Source organism: Mycobacterium gordonae (assembly GCF_001417955.2).
Lineage (GTDB): Bacteria > Actinomycetota > Actinomycetes > Mycobacteriales > Mycobacteriaceae > Mycobacterium > Mycobacterium gordonae_B.
The window spans coordinates 208,411-226,429 of record NZ_LKTM01000001.1 but is presented as its reverse complement, the minus strand read 5'-3'; the positions used below and the strand labels follow the sequence as shown (position 1 = coordinate 226,429).

The window sequence follows — 18,019 nt, the reverse complement described above, 5'->3', positions numbered from 1 at the left end:
GGTCGCTCTGCTCAGGCCCGCCGCAGCAACATCGCGGTCGTACCGCTGTTAGCTGCCCCCACACCGACGGCGGCCAGCCCGGCTCCGTCGACCTGGCGCGCACCGGCCTCCCCACGGATCTGCAGACACGCTTCATGGAGATGCCCGAAACCGTGCAGACGGCCGCCGGACAGCTGCCCTCCCGCGGTGTTGATTGGCAGTTCACCGCCCAGGGAGATCCGCGCCGGATCGGCTATCCACGAACCCGATTCGCCAACCGGGCAAAAACCGAAGTCCTCCAGCCAGCACAGGACGAACACGCTGAACCCGTCGTAGAGCGAAGCCACATCGACGTCCGCCGCGGTGAAATCGGTGCGCTCCCAAATGGTGGACCACCGTGAGCTGATCCGGGTGATGTCGTCGCCGCCCTCCCAGGTGAAGCGATCGTGATGCGCGCAGTCGAGAGCCTCGACGGTCACCGCCGGATGGTCCACCTGGGTGGCATGTTCGGCGCGCGATACGACGAACGCGGTGGCCCCGTCGCAGGCGATATCGCAGTCGAACATGCACAACGGATCGGACACCATTCGCGCGTCGAGATATGTCTCCAGATCCAGCGGTTCGGAATAGATGGCCGCGGGGTTGAAAGCCGCGTGCGCACGTTGGGCGATGGCTATGGACGCCAATTGCTCACGGGTCAGCCCGTAACGCAACATCCGCGCACGGATCTGAAGTCCGGCAAGGTTCGCCGCGGTTGCGCCAAAAGGCAACTGCCAGCCCAGCAGGCCGCTCGGCCGGCCCATCCCCGAGCCGTAGCCCTTGCGCCGCCCGGACCCCTGTGCGGTGCCTTCCCAGATGCTGCGCCAACACAGCACATGATCGGCCAACCCACCGGCCACTGCCAACATGGCGTCCACCACCGCCCCGAGCTGGCCCGGCGACTCCACGCCACCCGCGACCCAGTTCGGCTTGATACCCAGAGCGTCATGAATGTCCCGCAGGGACGCGCCGGAGAATCCGACACCGGGCTGGGACGCACCCGGATAGGTTGTCAAACCGTCGATTTCGGCAAGCGTGAGGCCGGCATCGGCTACTGCCGCAAGGCACGCTTCGACAGTGAGGTCCAACCCGTCGCGGCCGAGCCTGCGGCCGATTGCGGATTGCCCGATGCCGCTGATAATGACCCGGTCAGTCAACGGACCACTCATCAGCGGTCCGGCTCGAAAAGCGGGACGAAGACCTCTTCGGCGCCGTCGTCCGCGGTTCGCCGCTCGAAGAGGACGCGCACCGGCAATCCGGCTGCGACATCCTCGGCAGCGATGTTCACCAGATTGGTGAGCAGGCGGGCGCTTTCGTCCTCGACCGGGTTGACAAAAGCGATCAGATACGGCGGCGTGAAGCCGGGAAAGAATTGGTGGCGGTTGACGGTCCACGATTCCACTCGTGCCCGGCCACTGAGCGTTACATACTCCAGGAACCCGTGGTCCCGGGGACAGCGCAATCCAGATGGGTGACAAAGCCTTTGACAGTGGCGACAGCGCTGCATGCGCAGGACACCCTGCGCACCGGAGGTCCAGAATGGCCGGCTGAGCTCGGTCAGCGCCGGAACGGGCAACCGGCTCAACCGAAGACCCCCGGCGATTGCGAATAGTCGACGGTTGACAACTCGGTCATGCCGCCGTCGATATGCAGCACTGTGCCAGTGATGAATGCCGCATCATCGCCCGCCAAAAAAGCTACCGCGGGCGCGATTTCGGTCTCGGGGTCGGCACCGCGTTTCATCGGCGAGGCCGTCGCCGTCCGGGTGTAGTTGTCCCATTCCGTGCCGATCATCTTGCGCTGAACGTCGGTCAACGCGAACGGGCACACCGCGTTGACGCGAATGCCGTGCCGCGCCCACTCATTGGCTGCAACTTTCGTGAGAGCGGCGATCGCTCCCTTCGCCGCCGAATAGGGGGCTGTGTAAGCGATGCCGGCCAGCGCGGATCCCGACACAAAGTTGATGACCGAGGCCCGTCCCGCGGCCTTCAGAAAGGGAAAGCCGACCTGCATGAAGCGGAAGGTCGCCTTCGGCCCCGTGGCCTCCGACAGCTCCCAATCCTTGTCCGTGACGAGTTCCAGTGCCTTCGGCATCGCAAAGAACTGCGCGGCATTGACCAAGACGTCGATGCGCCCGCCGGTCGTCTGCGCGACCTGCTGCACGGCGGCCTCAATGGCCGCCCGGTCAGCCACATTAACCTTGACAAACGCGGCCTGCCCACCTACGCCGCTGATCTGCTCGGCGCGGGCTCGGCCTTTTTCCTCATTCAGGTCGACGATCGTGACGTGGGCGCCCAGGTTGGCCAGCGACTGCACGATCGCGCCGCCCAGTCCCTGCGCACCACCGGTGACCAATGCGTATCTGCCGTCTAAGCGGGACACCACTACTCCCCCACGCGTTGCCGATGACCTAGTTGGTGTAACAGTATGACATATCACGTACTACTGTTTAATTGGTGACAGCTATCTCGGTCTTGAACAAACTGGCGACGGCGACCCTGCCGCCGGCCCGGCTCTTCGTCAACGGTTCCTGGATCGAAGGGGCCGCCGAACCGATTCCGCACATCCACCCGGCGACCGGCGAACGCGTGTTCAACACCCCCGTCGCCGACGTATCGACGGTCGACGAAGCCGTGACCGCCGCTCGCGCTGCGTTCGATGACGGACCGTGGCCACGTATGGCGGGCCGGGAACGGGCACGCGTCGTGCGCCGCATCGCCGAACTCATCCGCCATGACGCCGACAATCTCAATACGCTCTTGTCGCTGGATAATTCGACACCGAGCTCGTTCGTCGGCTTCTATCAAATGGGTGCCGAGTATCCGGCTGACGTCTTCGATTCATACGCCGGCTGGATCGACAAGGTCACCGGTGAGACCTATCCGCAGTGGGACCCGAGCCAGCCCGTCACCTACAGCACGTACGAACCCGTGGGCGTGGCGGCGGTGATTACGCCGTGGAACGCGCCGATGAGCCTTTTCGCCCAGAAGGTAGCGCCCGCCTTGGCGGCGGGCTGCACGGTGGTGGCCAAGCCTTCCGAGCTGTCCCCGCTGGTCAGCCTGCGGCTTGCGGAGTTGATCGCCGAGGCGGACATACCCCCCGGGACGTTCAATCTCGTGACCGGGCCCGGTGACCCGGTGGGTACCGCGCTGGTCGGGGACGCGCGGGTAGACAAGGTGTCGTTCACCGGCAGCAGGACCGTGGGCGCCGGAATCGCGTCGGCCGTCGGTGCCCGAATCGGCCGGGTGTCACTCGAGTTGGGCGGCAAGAGCCCGGCACTGATCTTCCCGGACGCCGATGTCGGGATGGCCGTCGGAATAGCCGCCGGGAACGCGTTTCTGGGTTTGTCCGGTCAGGTATGTGTATGCCAATCCCGCATCCTCGCGCACCGGGACGTCTACGAGGAGGTCGTGAACGCCATAACCGGCTTCGCCGCCGCCGCGACGTTCGGCGACCCGTTCGACCCGGGCGTGACGGCCGCCCCGATGATCAGCCCGCAGCACAGGGATCGGGTGCTGGACCGCATCGAAGACGCGCTCCGCGATGGAGCACGGCTTGCCGTTGGCGGCGGCCGGCCCGAAGGGGGACCCGCGACGGGCAATTTCGTCGCGCCAACGGTTCTGGTCGACGTCGACAATTCGACGACGGTGGCGCGCGAAGAGATTTTCGGACCTGTGTTATGCGTCATACCTTTCGACGACGAGGACGAAGCGGTTCGACTGGCCAACGACAGCCCATACGGCCTGGCAGCGGCCGTCTACACCAAAGACATGGGGCGGGCGATTCGGCTCAGCCGGGCCCTTCGGGCCGGCAACGTGGGGGTCAACTGCTGGACATTGCAACCGCATATTCCGTTCGGCGGGGTGAAGCAGTCCGGAATCGGCCGTGAGAACGGCCGGCCGGGGATCTTGGAGTATCTGGACATGAAGACAACGTTCCTCGGCTGAGTCGCTGCAACAGCGCGACAGAAACTGTCACGTAGCATAATTAGCCGGGACTATCGCGCGGAGGAGTGGAATGTCGACTGAGCGGGTCGCTGGCGAGGTGGAGAGCGCCGACGAATTCGACCGGCGTGAACAAATTCTCGACGCCGCCAACGAGTGCTTCACACAATTGGGCATTCAGCGCACCAGCGTCCAGGACGTAGCCCGGATGGCCAAGGTGTCACGGGGCACGGTGTATCGGTACTTCGTCGATCGCGATGTGCTCATCGAGGCCGCGATCGAGCATGGGGCGCAACGGTTCTATCGGGCGGTCGCCGCCGCGATGGCCGGCAAGCCCACCCTGGCCGAACAACTCGGTGCGATGGCCGAAACGCACGCGAACATCCTGCTCGACCACCGCACCCGCAACCGGCTGATGGCTGACGACGCTGAACTGATGCGCCACATGATCTCTGACGGCGACACCGCGGTCCGGCGGTCCACGAAGTTCCTCGAGCCCTATGTGCGCGACGCGCAGAAGCGTGGTGAGGTAGGCGCCGGGGTCGACGTGACGGCGGCCAGCGAATGGCTGGCCCGCATCGTGTACTCGTTCTCGACCGTCAACCAGGGCCTCAGTTTTGACATGACCAAACCCGAGACCGTTCGCAAGTACGTGGAGAAGTTCGCCGTCAACGGGCTGCGTTGAGCCTTACATAGCTGTCCGGCTGTCATGACCCATGGCCGCCGGTTCCGCAGCGAACTCCCGCACCATCGCCTGGATTGTGTAGGACGCCGCGAGCCGGCCATCACGGCTGAAGACGCGGCCGTCGCCTTGCACCTGGCCCCGGCCTGACCAGATGGCGCGATTCGTGTACAGCAACCACTCGGTGACATCGACGTCGTCGTGGAAGGCGATGGTGGCCTGCATGATTCCCGTCGACAACGTCACGTGAGCGCGGGCCTCGCCCAGGCCTGGGTGCGGCAGCATGCCCGCGGCGATAGTCCAATGCGTGGTCGACTGGGCCAGGAGCGCCGCCGCCAACCGGTTATCTCCGGGAGTATCCCTGAAGCGCACCCACACATCGATCTCCGGCGGTCCCACCCGATCGGGGTCCGGATCGTAGGCGCCGTCAACCACTCTGATCTCGCGGCCGGTCATACCGAAGCCTGAGAAAGGGACCGCTTCATCGGGTCCGGGTACGTCCGGCATGCGCTGCACGTCTCGCATCACATCGCCGGCCTCCGAGTCCGCCAGCACTACTCCCGCACTGCGCAACACGCCATGCTGGCTGACGCGCACCTGCGCGGAGGAGAAAGTTCTGCCCCGCCGCAGGACTTCGACGGCCAGATCAACCGGTGCGTCGAACGACGCGGCCTTTGCGAAGATCATGGAGGCCGATGTGATTCGTTGGCCGGGAAAGGTTTTGGCTGCCGCCATGATTGCCTCGCCCAGCAGTTGGCCACCTTCGACGACGTTACGTCGGGTCGGTCCGTGGGCCGGCCCGACAAATCGCCCCGCGTCCACCTGTTCGACATCCATGAGCCGGCAGAGCTCGGCCGCGTCTCCCCACAGTGGAAAAGAGGTCGCGACGGCTGACCCGTCGGGCCAGTCCTCGAGAACTACCACTCGCAGTACCTCGTGGTAGAAGCTGACATGCCCGCCGATCGCGGCTACTTCGGGCAGCGGGGTGCGGTAGGTCCATACAGCGTCCCGAATGACGGGGTCGGCCAGCGACCAGTAGCTCGCCTCCCCTTTGAACGGACATACGGTGGTGTGCTCCGATTGCGTGAAGAGCTGCCACCGCACGTCAGATTCGGGAAAGTAGAGCCGGTCTTCATGGTCGGTCTCGGTGACCACCAGACAACGGTCACTCTCGGCAAGAAGCACTTCCCCGAGCCACACCTGTGCACGAAATGGGCAGGGCGTGGCCGCAATCCGGTAGTCGGGATGGTCAGGCCATGCGGACCGGACTTGCATCGGCTCAGACACCCAACGCACGCATCGATGACGGCGGTCGAACGACCAGCTGTTCGAGCCCCACCTGAGGGAAGTTGGATGCGCTGGCGAAAATTCCCGCCAGGACATCAGCCACATCGTCGGGTGACATCAGCGTCTCCTGCAGCAGGCCGCGTGCGATCCAATCCTGCACGACGACTCCGAGCAGATCCGGATCGAACGCCGCGGTGAACTCGGTCGGCACCGTACCGCCGACGGTGACACAACAGAAACGGAAGTCGGGATGCTCAGTGCGCCAGGCGTTGAGACTCTCCGACAGCGCGGCCTTGCTGGACGAGTAAGCACCCAGGGCGGTCCGCGGCTGTCCCACGGTTTCAGAGGACAGCGCGCTGACGATCGCGCCCGGGGCCAGCACAGGAAGGAAGGACTTGATCACCTGATGCACACTCACCACATTGGTCTGCATCACCTCGAACCAGTCGTCGGCAGAGGTGTCGGCGAACATCCGTAACGGCGCGTAGCCGACCGAGATGAACAGCAGGTCGACGGCACCCAGTCGGTCACGGGCCGCGTCGGCAATGTTGGCGCAATCCTGTGGGTTGCGCACATCGCCCCGTACCGCGGTGCCACAGCCCGCCTCGGCGACAACCTCTTCCAGCCGATCCTGTCGACGCGCCGTGGCGAGCAGGTCCGCGCCTTCCTTTCCGGCCCGCACCGCGAAAGCCCGGCCGATGCCCGCCGAAGCGCCGACCACGGCGACGCGCTTACCCGCCAACGTTCGCTCACCCATCGACGCCTCGTCCTTCAGAAAGATCCCGGTATGCGACAGTAGTACATATATTGTCTGATTGACTCTACCTGGTTTGATTCACCTGAGGGGCAGTGACGTGGACCTGGGCATAGCGGGGCGGAACTTCGTTCTCGTGGGCGGGAGCACCGGAATGGGTTTCGCCGCCGCCGAACAACTGGCCGCGAGCGGCGCCAATGTCGCACTCTTGGCGCGGGACGGCGTCCGTGCCGGCGACCGGGCCACACAACTGACCTCCGCTCACGGGGTACACGCGATCGGAATCGCGGTTGACGCCGCCGCACCCGGCGACGGCATGGACCGCGCCATCGACCGGGCCGCCGCGGAACTGGGACCGCTGCGTGGTCTGGCCGTCACCGCGGGACCGATGAACCAGCAGGGACCGTTCCTCGAACACGGCGACGACTCCTGGGACTGGTATTACCAATTGATCTTGATGGGGACCGTCCGTTCCTGCCGCGCAATCATTCCGCATCTGCAGCGAAATGGCGGAGGCACGATCGTCACGACGGCCGCGTACTCGGTCCGCGCACCAAAAGTTCTCATTCCGCCGTACAACGCGCTGAAAGCCTCCGTGTTGACCTTGTCCAAGATCTTGGCCAAAACACATGGCTCAGAGGGGATCCGGGTCAACACTGTGTGCCCGGGCCTGTTCGATACCGAGGTGAACGACTTCATCCGAGCCCGACGCGCAGCCGAATACGATGTGCCACTGCACGATGCGATCTATACGCACCTTGCCAGAAATCCGGACTGGAACATGCGGGTGGCGTTAGGCCGGGGCGGACAACCGATCGAAGCCGGCGAGTTGATCGCATTTCTGCTCGGCGAACGGGCGGGCTTCATGACGGGTGCGGCCATCAACATCGACGGGGGCACCGACTTCTGAGCCTCAGATACCGATCCAGTCCGCGAGCCGTGAACGGTGAAAGGCGGCGTCGCCCAACAGGTGCCCCGAGGATTTGGCACGCTTGTAATAGAGATGGGCCGGATGTTCCCAGGTGAAACCGATGCCCCCGTGGATCTGGATGTTGGCCGCGGCCGCGCGCGCATACGCATCCGAGCTGCAGGCCTTGGCCAGCGAGGCGATCGCCGGCAATTCGTCGGAGAGCTCGGCCGCCGCGCGAATGGCGTAATACGATGCGCCGCGTGCACATTCGACATCCAACATGACGTCAGCGCACTTGTGCCGGATCGCCTGAAACGATCCGATCGGCCTACCGAACTGCCGGCGAACCTTCGCATAGTCGACTGCCAACTCCAGGCAACGCTGTGCGCCGCCAACCTGTTCCACTGCCAGCGCGGCACAGCCGAGCGCCAACACCCGCGTCAGCACCGGCCACGCCCGTGCCTCCTCGCCGATCAATGTCGCCGGCGTGCCCTCGAATGCAACGCGTGCTGATTTGCGCGTCGGATCCAGACTGGACAAGTTCCGACGAAAAATTCCCTCGAGCTGGTCAACAGCGAACAACGAAAGTCCGGCGCCGGTGCGAGCCGCGACAAATACGACGTCAGCAGCGCAGCCATCGAGCACGTATGTCTTTACTCCGTCCAGTACCCATCCGCCGCCGACTTCGCGCGCGGTTGCGTGGATGGCGTCATCCGACCAGCGACCGGATTCTTCGGTGATCGCCACGGTAGCGATGCTGCCGCCGGACACGATGCCCGGAAGGTACTTCTCCCGGGCGACCTCGTCGCCGGAATGCAGGACAAGGTTCGCAGCCAGTACAGCGGATGCGAAAAATGGCGCCGGGCAAAGCGTCCTGCCCATCTCCTCGACGACGATACCGAGCTCGACAAAGGAATAGCCCTGACCGCCATAGTCTTCGGGAATGGCCAGCGCCGCCAGCCCGAGCTGACCCGTCAGCTGACGCCACACCGCCGGGTCGTAACCCGATTCGGAATCCAGCTGCCGGCGCACGGCGTCCTCGCCGGCCTTGCTTTCCAGAAAGGAACGCACAGTGCGGCGCAGCTCATCCTGTTCCTCGGTGAAAGCCAAACCTGTTGCATTGCTGGACATATCAAGCCTCCGATGCGGCACGCCCGGTTGGGTTCACCCGTGGCGCGGCGCTACCTCGGCGTAGCGTGCTCAGCCATGTCCCGACGGCGGCAGGAGCGGGTACCGGCGCATCGAAGCGACCGGGCTCGGCGTCCCAAAATTCCTGCCATGATGGGAAGGCATCGTGGAAAGCGCCTTCTTGCCAGGGGGATTCCGGCCAGCGCAACTTTTGGGGACCCAGCGGCGGGTCGGTAATGTCGCTCTGATACCAGAACAAGGGTGTACGTCGCGCGAAGTACCAGCGCCCCTCTCTCCGCTCATAGCTGTCGAGATAGGCCAACAGCTCAATGACCCACGTCGACTCGGTCTCCAGGTCGTTGCGAGAGTAGACGAGTCCGGTGGCCCGGTTCGCATCATGCACGTCGATGATGTGGCCGAGAATGCCGTGCGCACTGCCCAGCAGCACCTGCCTGATCTGCGTGTCGTACCACTCGCGCATCGCTGCCCGGCCGTGCTTTCCGCCGGGAACACCGACATCGTCGATGAACAGATTCACCAGAGCGTCGAAGTCGCGCATGTCCAGTGCGACGGCGTATTTCGCCGCCAGTTGCCTGATTTCGTCGAGCGCCTCCAGTCGCGCGATCCGCGCTGCCAGGTCCACTGGATCGCTCCTCATGCCAGCGACCCAGACTCCAGCAGCTTCACCAACAGCTTCTTGTCGATCTTGTTGGTAGTTGTGTAGGGCAACCGTTCGGCATCAGGCAGAATCACCCATCGCTTCGGCACTTTGTAGGCGGCCAGTTCTTTTCGGCACGCGCCGACCAAATCCCGTGACGTCACCTGCTGGCCCTCGTTGCATACGACTATCCCACAGACGAGTGCGCCTCTGTCTGGGTCGGGAACGCCCACGACGTAGCCGATCCGCACCGCGTCGACCCGGCTGATCACTGCCTCCACCTCGACCGGCGCAACGTTCGCGCCCGCCGTCTTGATCATGTCGTCGGTGCGCCCGGTGAAGTACAGATGTCCGTCCTCGTCGCGGTATCCGGCATCTCTGGTGTGGTACCAACCATCGGAATCGAAGAGTTCAGTACTTTGGCGACCGACCATCCCGCGCATCATGGCCACGCCACGCACGCAGATCTCGCCCACGGTGCCATCCGGCACCTCGGTCCCGGAGTCGTCCACGACCTTGTGCTGATATCCCGGCGCGGACACGCCGAGCGAACCGCGCTTGCCGGGGGGCACGGGCTCATTCGGTGGCCACCAGGTGTGCGAACTGCATGTTTCGGTCATGCCCAACTGGGTCACCCGTAGCGATGGGTCGTCGGCCCGCAACTCGGGCGGCAACAGCACCTGGTGGTAGCCCCCGCGCAGGGTGGACAGGTCGGTGGTCGCGAAGTCCGGGTGGTTCGCCAAAGCCGGCCCGATGTGGGGAAAACCCGTTGCGTACGTGGCTCTTTCGGACTCAAGCAGGCGCAGCACGTCGCCGGCGTCGAACTTGTGCTCGGTCAGGATCGCGACACCGGTCTGCATCGGCCCGAGCAAGCCGAAGATCAGACCACCGACCCAGAAGAACGCCATCGGAATGTAAACCCGGTCCCACGGCTGCCATTCATGCTGCGTCGCAATGAATCGGGAGTGGGTGATCGCGGTGGCGTGTGTATGGATGATCCCTTTGGGGTCCGACGTGCTACCCGAGGTGTAGATGATGACCAGGTCATCGGAGGGGCGCACGGTCGACTCAGCTGCTCGCAGCAGCCCTTCGACGACCGGCTCAGGCCACCGGCTCGGCCAGCTCCTCGCACTGTGGGTGAGCGGAAAGGCATTGCGCAGGTGCGGCAGTCGTTCGTTGGGGAGCACTGCACCGCCGGCTGCCTCGACGAATCGGGCGAGCATGTCCTTGCCGAGGATTGTGTCCGCTACCAGCAGGGTGTGGACGTCGGCATCGCGCAGCACCCAGCCGAGCTCCGGGGGCTGAAAGAAGGTGTTGATCGGCACCGCAACGGCGCCGATCCGAGTGACGGCGAGAAGCGCGACCGCGAAGTCGGGCCCGTTGGGCGCGAGTATGCCCACCCGGACACCCTTGGTGACTCCGGCTGCGAGCAGCCGGCGTGCCATCTCGGCCGATCGGGTTTCCGCCTGCGCGTAGGTAATCCGAGCGGTGCGACCGCCGCCGACCGCGGTGACAATGAAATCGTTGTCGCCGTAAGCGGTGGTCATGTGGGCCAGCATCGCCGGAACAACTGGTGGGTACGGCAACGCATCGTAGCTGAAAACCCGGGCAGATTCCGTCATTTCGGCGCTACTCCACCACCCAGCGAGGTTCGCGCTTCTCGGCGAACGCGACCATTCCCTCCCGGTAGTCGGGGTGGGTCAACTGGTGTTGCAGCACGTACCGGTACGCGACGTCATTGGCCGCGTGCAGGCCGACGTCGAGACTGGTCCACATCGCCTTGATGGAAGCCTGGACGGTGGCCGGTGAGAGCTTGGTGATCTCCAGCGCGATCTCTCGTGCGCGCCGTTGCAGCTGATCTGCCGGTACGACCTCGTTGATCAAACCGATCTCGAAGGCCCGCTGCGCGCTGATGCGACCCTGTTTGGTCATCAGCGCGAGCTGCATCACCATCGACAGCGGCATCCTGCGCAGCAGTACCGCCGGCTCGAGGGCGAAGACGTTGCCGACCCGCAGGTGGGTGTCGATCAGCTCGGCATGTTCGGCCGCGATGATCAGGTCCGCGTCCGCCACCTGATGCAGGCCGCCACCGACCACCATGCCATTCAAGGCACATATGACCGGCTTCCACACATTGTGGTGCAAACGGGAGCCCGGCACTTTGTTCCGGATGCCGTTCGCGGCGGTGGCTTGGATGTCTTGGCCGGCCGAGAATGCGCGGTCACCGGCACCGGTGATGATGGCTACCCGGATGTTCGGATCGTCGCGAACCTGCGCCCAAGCCATACCCAGCTCGGTACGGGTGAGATCGTCGGTGGCGTTGAGCCGGTCCGGACGGTTGATCGTGATAGTCGCGATCTGCTCACTGACCTCGAACAGTATTCTCTTCAACTCCACGACATCTCCCGGCACTGAACTGCGACAGCTAAACAGCATATCAATCTCTGTCTCATTGTCCTATCGATCGCTTCACGGTATCCACTGGCCACCCGAGACCGAAATAAGCTGACCGGTGACGTGTTTGGCCTGCGGTGAGCACAGGAACGCGACCGTGGCCGCAACGTCTGAGGGTTCGCCGAGCCGGCCGGTCAGTGTCGTCGCGCGCATCCGGTCAAGTTCCGCCTCACTCTTGCGCGACAGCAACCACGGAGTCGCGGTCGTACCGACCACCACCGTGTTGACCCGGACACCGTGCTCGCCCAGTTGCACGGCCATCAGCCTGCTCAGCCCCTCGACTCCCGACTTGGCGGCGGCGTATGCGGGCGGTCCGGTACGCACCCCGTGCGCCGATACCGAACTCACGTTGACGATCGAACCGCCACCTGCGGTCACCATCGAACGGGCCACGACTTGCGACACCACGAACGTGCCCTTGAGGTTGACCTCCACGATCTGATCCCAGTCATCGTCGGTCTGATCCAAAAATGTTGCGGGCAAGGTCATCCCGGCATTGTTGACCAGCGCACAGATGGGCCCGTGACGGTCGGTCAGGTCGCGCACCGCCGTCTCCACCGCTGCACGCTCGGTGATCGACAGCTGCACGGGGATGAGTTGTCCCGATCGCGCGTACTCCGAAGCGCGAATCCGCTCAAGGGCTTTTGCATTGATGTCGACAGCGGCCACCCGGTGTCCGGCGGCCACCAACGTGTCGACGATGGCCTCACCGATCCCCCGCGCCCCTCCGGTGACGATCGCCAGTGGACGTGATTCAGCCGGCACGTTGACTCTCCGCGGCGGCCGTGCCGGCCTGCTCGATTGCGCAGATCGCCGGCCGCACCAACTGAACCGATTCGGCAATCAGGCCGGGCAGGTCGCCGTGACCGCCGCCGCCGACCCACACATCGATGGCGGCGCGGTTGGCCCCGTTGAGCAATGTCGCGGCAAGGCGCGGCCGGAGGTCATTCCCGCCCTCGCACCCCAACCAGCGTGCGACCTCCGCGGTGAGTTGGTCGATCCAGTCCTCATTGATCCGGAGCATCGTCGCCCGTAGCGCCGGCACCCTCTGGTACAGCCGCGCGCGCGCCACGAACAGTTCCGGCTGTTCGGTGATCGCCTGCGCCACCGCCGATGACGCCTCGGCGAGAGCTTCGGCCAGTGAATCGGGGTGGGCCGCCCGGAACCGCCTGGTGGCCTCTGCGAGCCGGTCGGCGTATCCGTCGAACAGGATGTCGTCCTTGGTGGCGAAGTGGTGAAAGAACGTCCGCGGCGCCACTCCGGCCGCGGCCGAGATCTGTTCGATAGTCGTCGCTTCGTAACCACGATCGCTGAACAGGTCGATCGCCGCGTGGATGAGAGCTTGCCTGTTGCGCTGTCCCCGGGCCCGTCTTTGATCCATGTTCAGCCTCCCGACACCGATGCGGAACCCGAACTCAACGCCAGCACATCGCCTTGCAGCATCCGGAATCGCACTGATTCTCCCGATCGCCACATCTCGGTGCGCACCGCGGCGTCCAGGCGCACCGGCTTGGCGAACCGACAGCTCAATGACGTCAACGCGGCTGGGTTTCCGTGCCCGAACTCGTTGATCAAAGCCCGTGCTGCGAATCCGAGCGTGCACAGTCCGTGGAGGAAGACGTCGTCGAAGCCGTACTTGCGGGCAGCCGCCGGATCGATGTGCAGTTGGTTGCGGTCACCGGACAACCGGTAGATCGCGGCCTGCTCCGGCCGGACGACGTCGTCACGCTGCGCGTCCGGTTCACCCTCGGGATCGGGGTCTGCCACCGGAGCGCGGCCCCCGCCGAAACCTCCGGCGCCGAGCACCATGGTCTGTGACCGAGCGACGAAGACCGGCCCGTCGTCGTCGGTGCCCCAACTGGTGAGTTCCACTGCGGCATGCTTGCCCTTGTCCCAGACCGCCGAGACCTCGGCGCGCACGGAAAGCTCGCCGCGGGTCGCGATCGGCCGGTGCAGGTCAAGGGACTGCGCGGCATGCACAATCGGAAACGTACCCAGGTCGAGCGCGCTGCGCAGGTCCTTGACCGCCCACCAGTTCGCGACGAGCGCGAAGGTCGGCAGCACCTGCGGCCCGCACGCTTCATTGAGCAACGGGAGCTCGGTGGGGGGCCGGGCACCGACACCCAGCGCATAGAGGATGACGTCCGTTTCATCCCACCGAAAGGTCGCCGGAGTCATCGGGGTACCGACGACCGCGTCGGACAGACTCACGCACGACCTCCTACGATGAACGGTTTGACGCTTCGTGTTCAATCGTGCAATATATTGGCAGTAACTGCAACTAGTTTTCAGCAGGGGGCAGCCCAATGAGATTCGGTGTGTTCATCCTCGGCGACAAGCCCAATCACCTCAGCGATCAGGAGGTGCTGGCCAACGTGCTGCAGGAGGCGCGCTGGGCGGAGGAACTCGGCTTCGACGAAGTCTGGTTGGCAGAGCACCACTTTTCTCCGTACGGCATGCTCGCTGACCTACCCCAGGTAGCGGCGGCTATCGCGGCCCAGACCGAGCGAATTCGTATTGGAACGGCATGCATGGTCGCGCCGTTTCACGACCCGATTCAGCTGGCCGAACGCATTGCACTTGTCGACGTGTTGTCGGGGGGACGTTTCGACGCCGGGTTCGGCCGGGGATATCAGGCGCACGAATTCAAAGGTTTCGGTATCTCGATGGACGAGGCCACCGGCCGGTACCAGGAGTGCGTGGAGATCGTGCACCGGCTGCTCAGCGAGGAAAACGTCAGTTATCAAGGCAGATACTTCCAGCTCGAGGACGTGACGATCTATCCGCGGCCACTGCAGCGACCGATTCCCGTGTGGGGCACGGTGATGAAGACACCGTCCAGCTTTGAGTGGCTGGCCGACAAGGGATTTGGTGCGATTATCGGAAACCCTTATCAGGTGGACCCGGACCTGCAGGGAGCGTTGGACATCTACCTCAAGGTCCAGTCCGAGAAGGGCCTCGCAGCAGCAACCGGAAATGTCTGGGCGCTTCTCAACGCGTTCTGCCACCAAGACGACGCTTTTGCCCGCACCTATCCCCGCGACAGCGTCGAACTGTCGATCCAGACCCATCGCCAATACTCGAACCCGTTCGAGCGAGACGGGCAGATACCTGCCGACTACAAGGCCTACTCGGACTGGTTCGAAAAGCACGACAAGCAGAGTTACGAACAGGTACTCAACTCTCACCTGACGTTGATGGGCGACCCGGACCGCATCATCGACAAGATGCGGACCGTCGTGGATATGGGTTGGCGCAACATCATGTTGCGCATGTCACGCGGCGGTGCGATGGACCGCACCAAGGTGTACGAGTCGATGAAGTTGTTCGCTCAAGAGGTGATCCCGGCCGCCACCGAGCTCGCGGCCGCCGCAGTTTGACCGGGGGACTGGTTGACCGCATCCGCACGGTTCTGACCCTCGATCCCTCAGCACCGGCGATCGAATATCGAGGGACGTGGACCGACTGGCGGACACTGGCCGCCATCGCCAAATCGGTGGAAAACCGTGTGATGGCAGCGAATTTGGGTGACGGCACCGCCGTGGGGCTGATACTGCGCAACGACCCGGCGATGATCGGTGCCATGCTGGGAGTGCTGCTGGCCGGTGGTTGCATCGTCACGATCAACCCTGCACACGGTGACAACGCGCTCGCCGAAGAAATCCGCAGTCTGAGACTGCCGGTGTTGGTGGCCGTGCCAACCGACTGGCGACGTACCGGCGTCGTCGACGCCGCTAGCGACGCCATCGGATTGCAAGTCGTGGCCGAGCCGGCCGCCTGCCAGCCCGTACCGGAACTCGAAAGTCTCGGTACAGGCCCGTTCAAGGCCGGCGCGGCCGGGATCGCGGTTGAGATGCTGACCAGTGGTACGACGGGTCCACCGAAGCGTATACCACTGTCCTACCGCGACTTTGAGCATACGGTCGCGGCAGCTGGCGTGCACTACGGTTCATCTGACGCTCCGGCTCCCAGGTTGCGATCGGGGGTGGCCATTGTCTCGTCTCCCTTGGTGCACATGTCCGGTTTGTTCCGCACTCTGCTGAACATCTGCGAAGGCAGGAAGATCGCGCTACTGGAGCGATTCAGCGTGACGGACTTCGTAGATCTCCTCTCGCGGCATCGACCGCGCGCGGTGAGTTTGGTGCCATCGGCGATGGCGATGGTGCTGGACGCCGCCGTAGCACCAGAGGCCTTCGCCAGCGTCGACGTTGTTACCTCGGGAACCGCACACCTGCCGGTCGACGTTCAGGCTCAATTCGAGCGACGATACGGAGTCGCGGTGCTGCCGTCCTACGGGGCAACCGAATTCGCGGGTGGAGTGGCCGGCTGGAACCTCGCCCTGCACCGCAAATGGGCAGCAACAAAACGTGGCAGCGTGGGTCGGCCGCACGAAGGTCGGGAGATCCGGGTCGTATCCGCGGACGACGGTCGAGAGGTACCGGCCGGAACGCCCGGTCGCATTGAGGTACGGACTCGGGGCGGGGATTGGGTGTCGACGACCGACCTCGGTCGAATTGACTCAGACGGCTTCGTTTACATCGACGGACGCACCGACGACGTGATCATCCGCGGTGGCTTCAAGATCACACCCACCGACATCGTCAACGTGTTGCGCACCCACCCCGCGGTGCGCGACGCCGGCGTGACCGGTGTACCTGACAAGCGCCTCGGCCAAGTGCCTGTCGCGGCAGTCGAGTTGGCTGAAGGTGCGCAGGTCGAGCCGCAGGTGCTTGTGGACTACGTTCGAGCGCGGGTAAGTCGATATCAGGTTCCGGCGCAGCTCGTCGTGGTTGACGAGCTGCCCCGCACGCCATCACTGAAGGTCAGTCAACCAGGCCTGCGTGCCCTGTTCGAAGGGGTGTACCGGTGACGACGATTCGAGGAGCGGCCGCCATCGTCGGTGTTGCCGAGGAGGTTTCGCCCACCGGCGTGATCGACGTTCCGCTGCGGGAGCTGGAGGCGCGTGTCGTCAGTGCGGCCCTGGCTGACGCGGGTTTGTCGCTGCGTGATGTGGACGGGTTGTGCTGTTGTACCGGCGGAACCCTGATGCACGCCGTGGAACTTGCCGAGTATCTGGGAATCGCACCGCGGTTCACCGACTCTACTCAGACCGGCGGGGCGAGCTACGGGCTGTATGTCGAGCATGCCGCTGCTGCCATCGACGCCGGTGCGGCCGAAACGGTCGTGATCGTGTACGCCTCGACGCCACGCGCGGCCCGCCGGCGTGGCGAGAAAGGACTGGGCGTCTTCGCCACTCCCGAGCGACTGGAATGGGAGACTCCGTACGGGGTGATGTTGCCGATCAGCGCGTACGCGCTGGCCGCCAGCCGACATATGGCCGAGTACGGAACCACCGCAGCGCAATTGGCTCAAATCGCGGTAGACACCAGACGATGGGCCGCCTTGAATCCGCGTGCGCATCTGCGCGAAGCGATCACGGTGGACGACGTGTTGAGCTCGGGCTTCATTGCCGAGCCGCTGCACAAATTGGAGTGTTGCCTGGTTACCGACGGAGCCGCGGCGATCGTGATCACCAGCACCGGACGGGCACGCGCGTTGGCCAACCAGCCTGTGATGGTCCTGGGCGCCGCGTCGGCGGCCTCGCACGCGATGATCTCCCAGATGCCTGATCTGACAGTCACACCCGGATCTGTCTCCGGGCCCGCGGCATTCAAAACCGCTCAGCTGTCTCCCCGCGACATCGACGTCGTGCAGCTCTACGACTCGTTCACCATCACCGTGCTGCTCGCGCTCGAAGACCTCGGGTTCTGCCCCAAGGGTGAAGGCGGCCCTTTTGTCGCCGAAGGAGTGCTCGGACCCGGCGGAGCGCTGCCCGGACAGACGAGCGGAGGTGGCCTGGCCTACACACACCCCGGTGCGTTCGGCGCCTTCCTGCTTGTCGAGGCCGCCCGCCAGTTGCGGGGCGAATGCGGTGACCGCCAGGTCGACGGCGCCGCGACCGCGGTAGCACACGGTACCGGCGGGGTGTTGTCGGCGACCTCGACCGTGATCCTGGGAACGGAGGCCACGTTGTGACCGAGTCGCTGCCTGTCCCAGCGCCCAGTACTGTCTCCGCGCCGTTCTGGGACGCCACGCGGCGTTGCGAGCTCACCATGCAGCGTTGCGAGTCCTGCTCTCGTCTGGTCTGGTATCCGCGATTTGCGTGCCCATACTGCGGTGATTC

General features: G+C 64.5%; 18 protein-coding genes and 1 pseudogene. 7 read left to right on the top strand and 12 right to left on the bottom strand.

What is annotated here, in order from left to right:
• Positions 1 to 11: 11 nt before the first annotated feature.
• The 3 genes from AO501_RS01080 to AO501_RS01070 form a co-directional block, all read right to left on the bottom strand.
• Positions 12 to 1,175 carry a thiolase family protein gene (locus AO501_RS01080; protein WP_231752291.1) on the bottom strand — a complete coding sequence of 388 codons (1,164 nt, stop codon included), beginning with the start codon at positions 1,173 to 1,175 and terminating at the stop codon, positions 12 to 14.
• Positions 1,176 to 1,186: 11 nt separating this feature from the next.
• Positions 1,187 to 1,525, bottom strand: coding sequence for a Zn-ribbon domain-containing OB-fold protein (locus AO501_RS01075; protein ID WP_082658327.1), 339 nt, complete (start codon positions 1,523 to 1,525; stop codon positions 1,187 to 1,189).
• Positions 1,526 to 1,599: 74 nt separating this feature from the next.
• A complete protein-coding gene (locus tag AO501_RS01070) occupies positions 1,600 to 2,373 on the bottom strand; it encodes an SDR family NAD(P)-dependent oxidoreductase (protein ID WP_231752289.1) in 774 nt (257 codons plus the stop codon).
• A gap of 101 nt (positions 2,374 to 2,474) precedes the next feature.
• Here AO501_RS01070 and AO501_RS01065 point away from each other — a divergent pair, with 101 nt between their 5' ends.
• Positions 2,475 to 3,965 (top strand): aldehyde dehydrogenase family protein, encoded by a 1,491-nt coding sequence (locus tag AO501_RS01065; RefSeq protein WP_197419725.1) that lies wholly within the window; start codon positions 2,475 to 2,477, stop codon positions 3,963 to 3,965.
• Between the two features lie 70 nt (positions 3,966 to 4,035).
• Positions 4,036 to 4,647 (top strand): TetR/AcrR family transcriptional regulator, encoded by a 612-nt coding sequence (locus AO501_RS01060; protein ID WP_055575919.1) that lies wholly within the window; start codon positions 4,036 to 4,038, stop codon positions 4,645 to 4,647.
• A gap of 3 nt (positions 4,648 to 4,650) precedes the next feature.
• On the opposite strand, the gene AO501_RS01055 is transcribed toward AO501_RS01060, so the two are convergent.
• Positions 4,651 to 5,919, bottom strand: coding sequence for a DUF427 domain-containing protein (locus tag AO501_RS01055; RefSeq protein WP_055575918.1), 1,269 nt, complete (start codon positions 5,917 to 5,919; stop codon positions 4,651 to 4,653).
• Positions 5,920 to 5,923: 4 nt separating this feature from the next.
• Complete coding sequence (locus AO501_RS01050; protein WP_055575917.1) at positions 5,924 to 6,688, bottom strand: SDR family NAD(P)-dependent oxidoreductase; 765 nt, start codon at positions 6,686 to 6,688, stop codon at positions 5,924 to 5,926.
• A gap of 73 nt (positions 6,689 to 6,761) precedes the next feature.
• Here AO501_RS01050 and AO501_RS01045 point away from each other — a divergent pair, with 73 nt between their 5' ends.
• Positions 6,762 to 7,595 carry an SDR family NAD(P)-dependent oxidoreductase gene (locus tag AO501_RS01045; protein ID WP_231752287.1) on the top strand — a complete coding sequence of 278 codons (834 nt, stop codon included), beginning with the start codon at positions 6,762 to 6,764 and terminating at the stop codon, positions 7,593 to 7,595.
• A gap of 3 nt (positions 7,596 to 7,598) precedes the next feature.
• Here the strand turns inward: AO501_RS01045 and AO501_RS01040 are convergent, their stop codons facing one another.
• From AO501_RS01040 to AO501_RS01010, 7 genes are all read right to left on the bottom strand, one after another.
• Positions 7,599 to 8,705: an acyl-CoA dehydrogenase family protein gene (locus tag AO501_RS01040; RefSeq protein ID WP_231752286.1), complete on the bottom strand. Its 1,107-nt coding sequence runs from the start codon at positions 8,703 to 8,705 to the stop codon at positions 7,599 to 7,601.
• Between the two features lie 22 nt (positions 8,706 to 8,727).
• Positions 8,728 to 9,366, bottom strand: a complete 639-nt coding sequence (locus AO501_RS01035; RefSeq protein WP_231752285.1) for a nuclear transport factor 2 family protein — start codon at positions 9,364 to 9,366, stop codon at positions 8,728 to 8,730.
• A gap of 11 nt (positions 9,367 to 9,377) precedes the next feature.
• Complete coding sequence (locus AO501_RS01030; protein ID WP_055575913.1) at positions 9,378 to 11,003, bottom strand: class I adenylate-forming enzyme family protein; 1,626 nt, start codon at positions 11,001 to 11,003, stop codon at positions 9,378 to 9,380.
• A 7-nt stretch (positions 11,004 to 11,010) separates the two neighbouring features.
• A complete protein-coding gene (locus AO501_RS01025) occupies positions 11,011 to 11,778 on the bottom strand; it encodes an enoyl-CoA hydratase-related protein (RefSeq protein ID WP_055575912.1) in 768 nt (255 codons plus the stop codon).
• 72 nt (positions 11,779 to 11,850) lie between these two features.
• Positions 11,851 to 12,600, bottom strand: a complete 750-nt coding sequence (locus tag AO501_RS01020) for an SDR family NAD(P)-dependent oxidoreductase (RefSeq protein WP_055575911.1) — start codon at positions 12,598 to 12,600, stop codon at positions 11,851 to 11,853.
• Entirely contained in the window at positions 12,590 to 13,216 is a 627-nt protein-coding gene (locus tag AO501_RS01015; protein WP_055575910.1) for a TetR/AcrR family transcriptional regulator, read from the bottom strand. Before AO501_RS01015 ends, AO501_RS01020 begins: the two co-directional genes overlap by 11 nt.
• A 2-nt stretch (positions 13,217 to 13,218) precedes the next feature.
• Positions 13,219 to 14,046, bottom strand: a complete 828-nt coding sequence (locus AO501_RS01010) for a MaoC/PaaZ C-terminal domain-containing protein (RefSeq protein WP_055575909.1) — start codon at positions 14,044 to 14,046, stop codon at positions 13,219 to 13,221.
• A 95-nt stretch (positions 14,047 to 14,141) separates the two neighbouring features.
• Here AO501_RS01010 and AO501_RS01005 point away from each other — a divergent pair, with 95 nt between their 5' ends.
• The 4 genes and pseudogenes from AO501_RS01005 to AO501_RS39960 all read left to right on the top strand — a co-directional run.
• Complete coding sequence (locus AO501_RS01005; RefSeq protein ID WP_055575908.1) at positions 14,142 to 15,215, top strand: LLM class flavin-dependent oxidoreductase; 1,074 nt, start codon at positions 14,142 to 14,144, stop codon at positions 15,213 to 15,215.
• Positions 15,212 to 16,705 (top strand): class I adenylate-forming enzyme family protein, encoded by a 1,494-nt coding sequence (locus AO501_RS01000; RefSeq protein WP_063892779.1) that lies wholly within the window; start codon positions 15,212 to 15,214, stop codon positions 16,703 to 16,705. Before AO501_RS01005 ends, AO501_RS01000 begins: the two co-directional genes overlap by 4 nt.
• The gene (locus tag AO501_RS00995) at positions 16,702 to 17,871 is read left to right on the top strand and encodes an acetyl-CoA acetyltransferase (RefSeq protein ID WP_055575907.1); all 1,170 of its coding nucleotides are present in this window, start codon (positions 16,702 to 16,704) and stop codon (positions 17,869 to 17,871) included. The genes AO501_RS01000 and AO501_RS00995 overlap by 4 nt, the downstream gene beginning before the upstream one ends.
• Positions 17,868 to 18,014: pseudogene (locus AO501_RS39960) on the top strand (zinc ribbon domain-containing protein); the annotation flags it as partial. The gene AO501_RS00995 and the pseudogene AO501_RS39960, both read left to right, overlap by 4 nt.
• Positions 18,015 to 18,019: the final 5 nt, after the last annotated feature.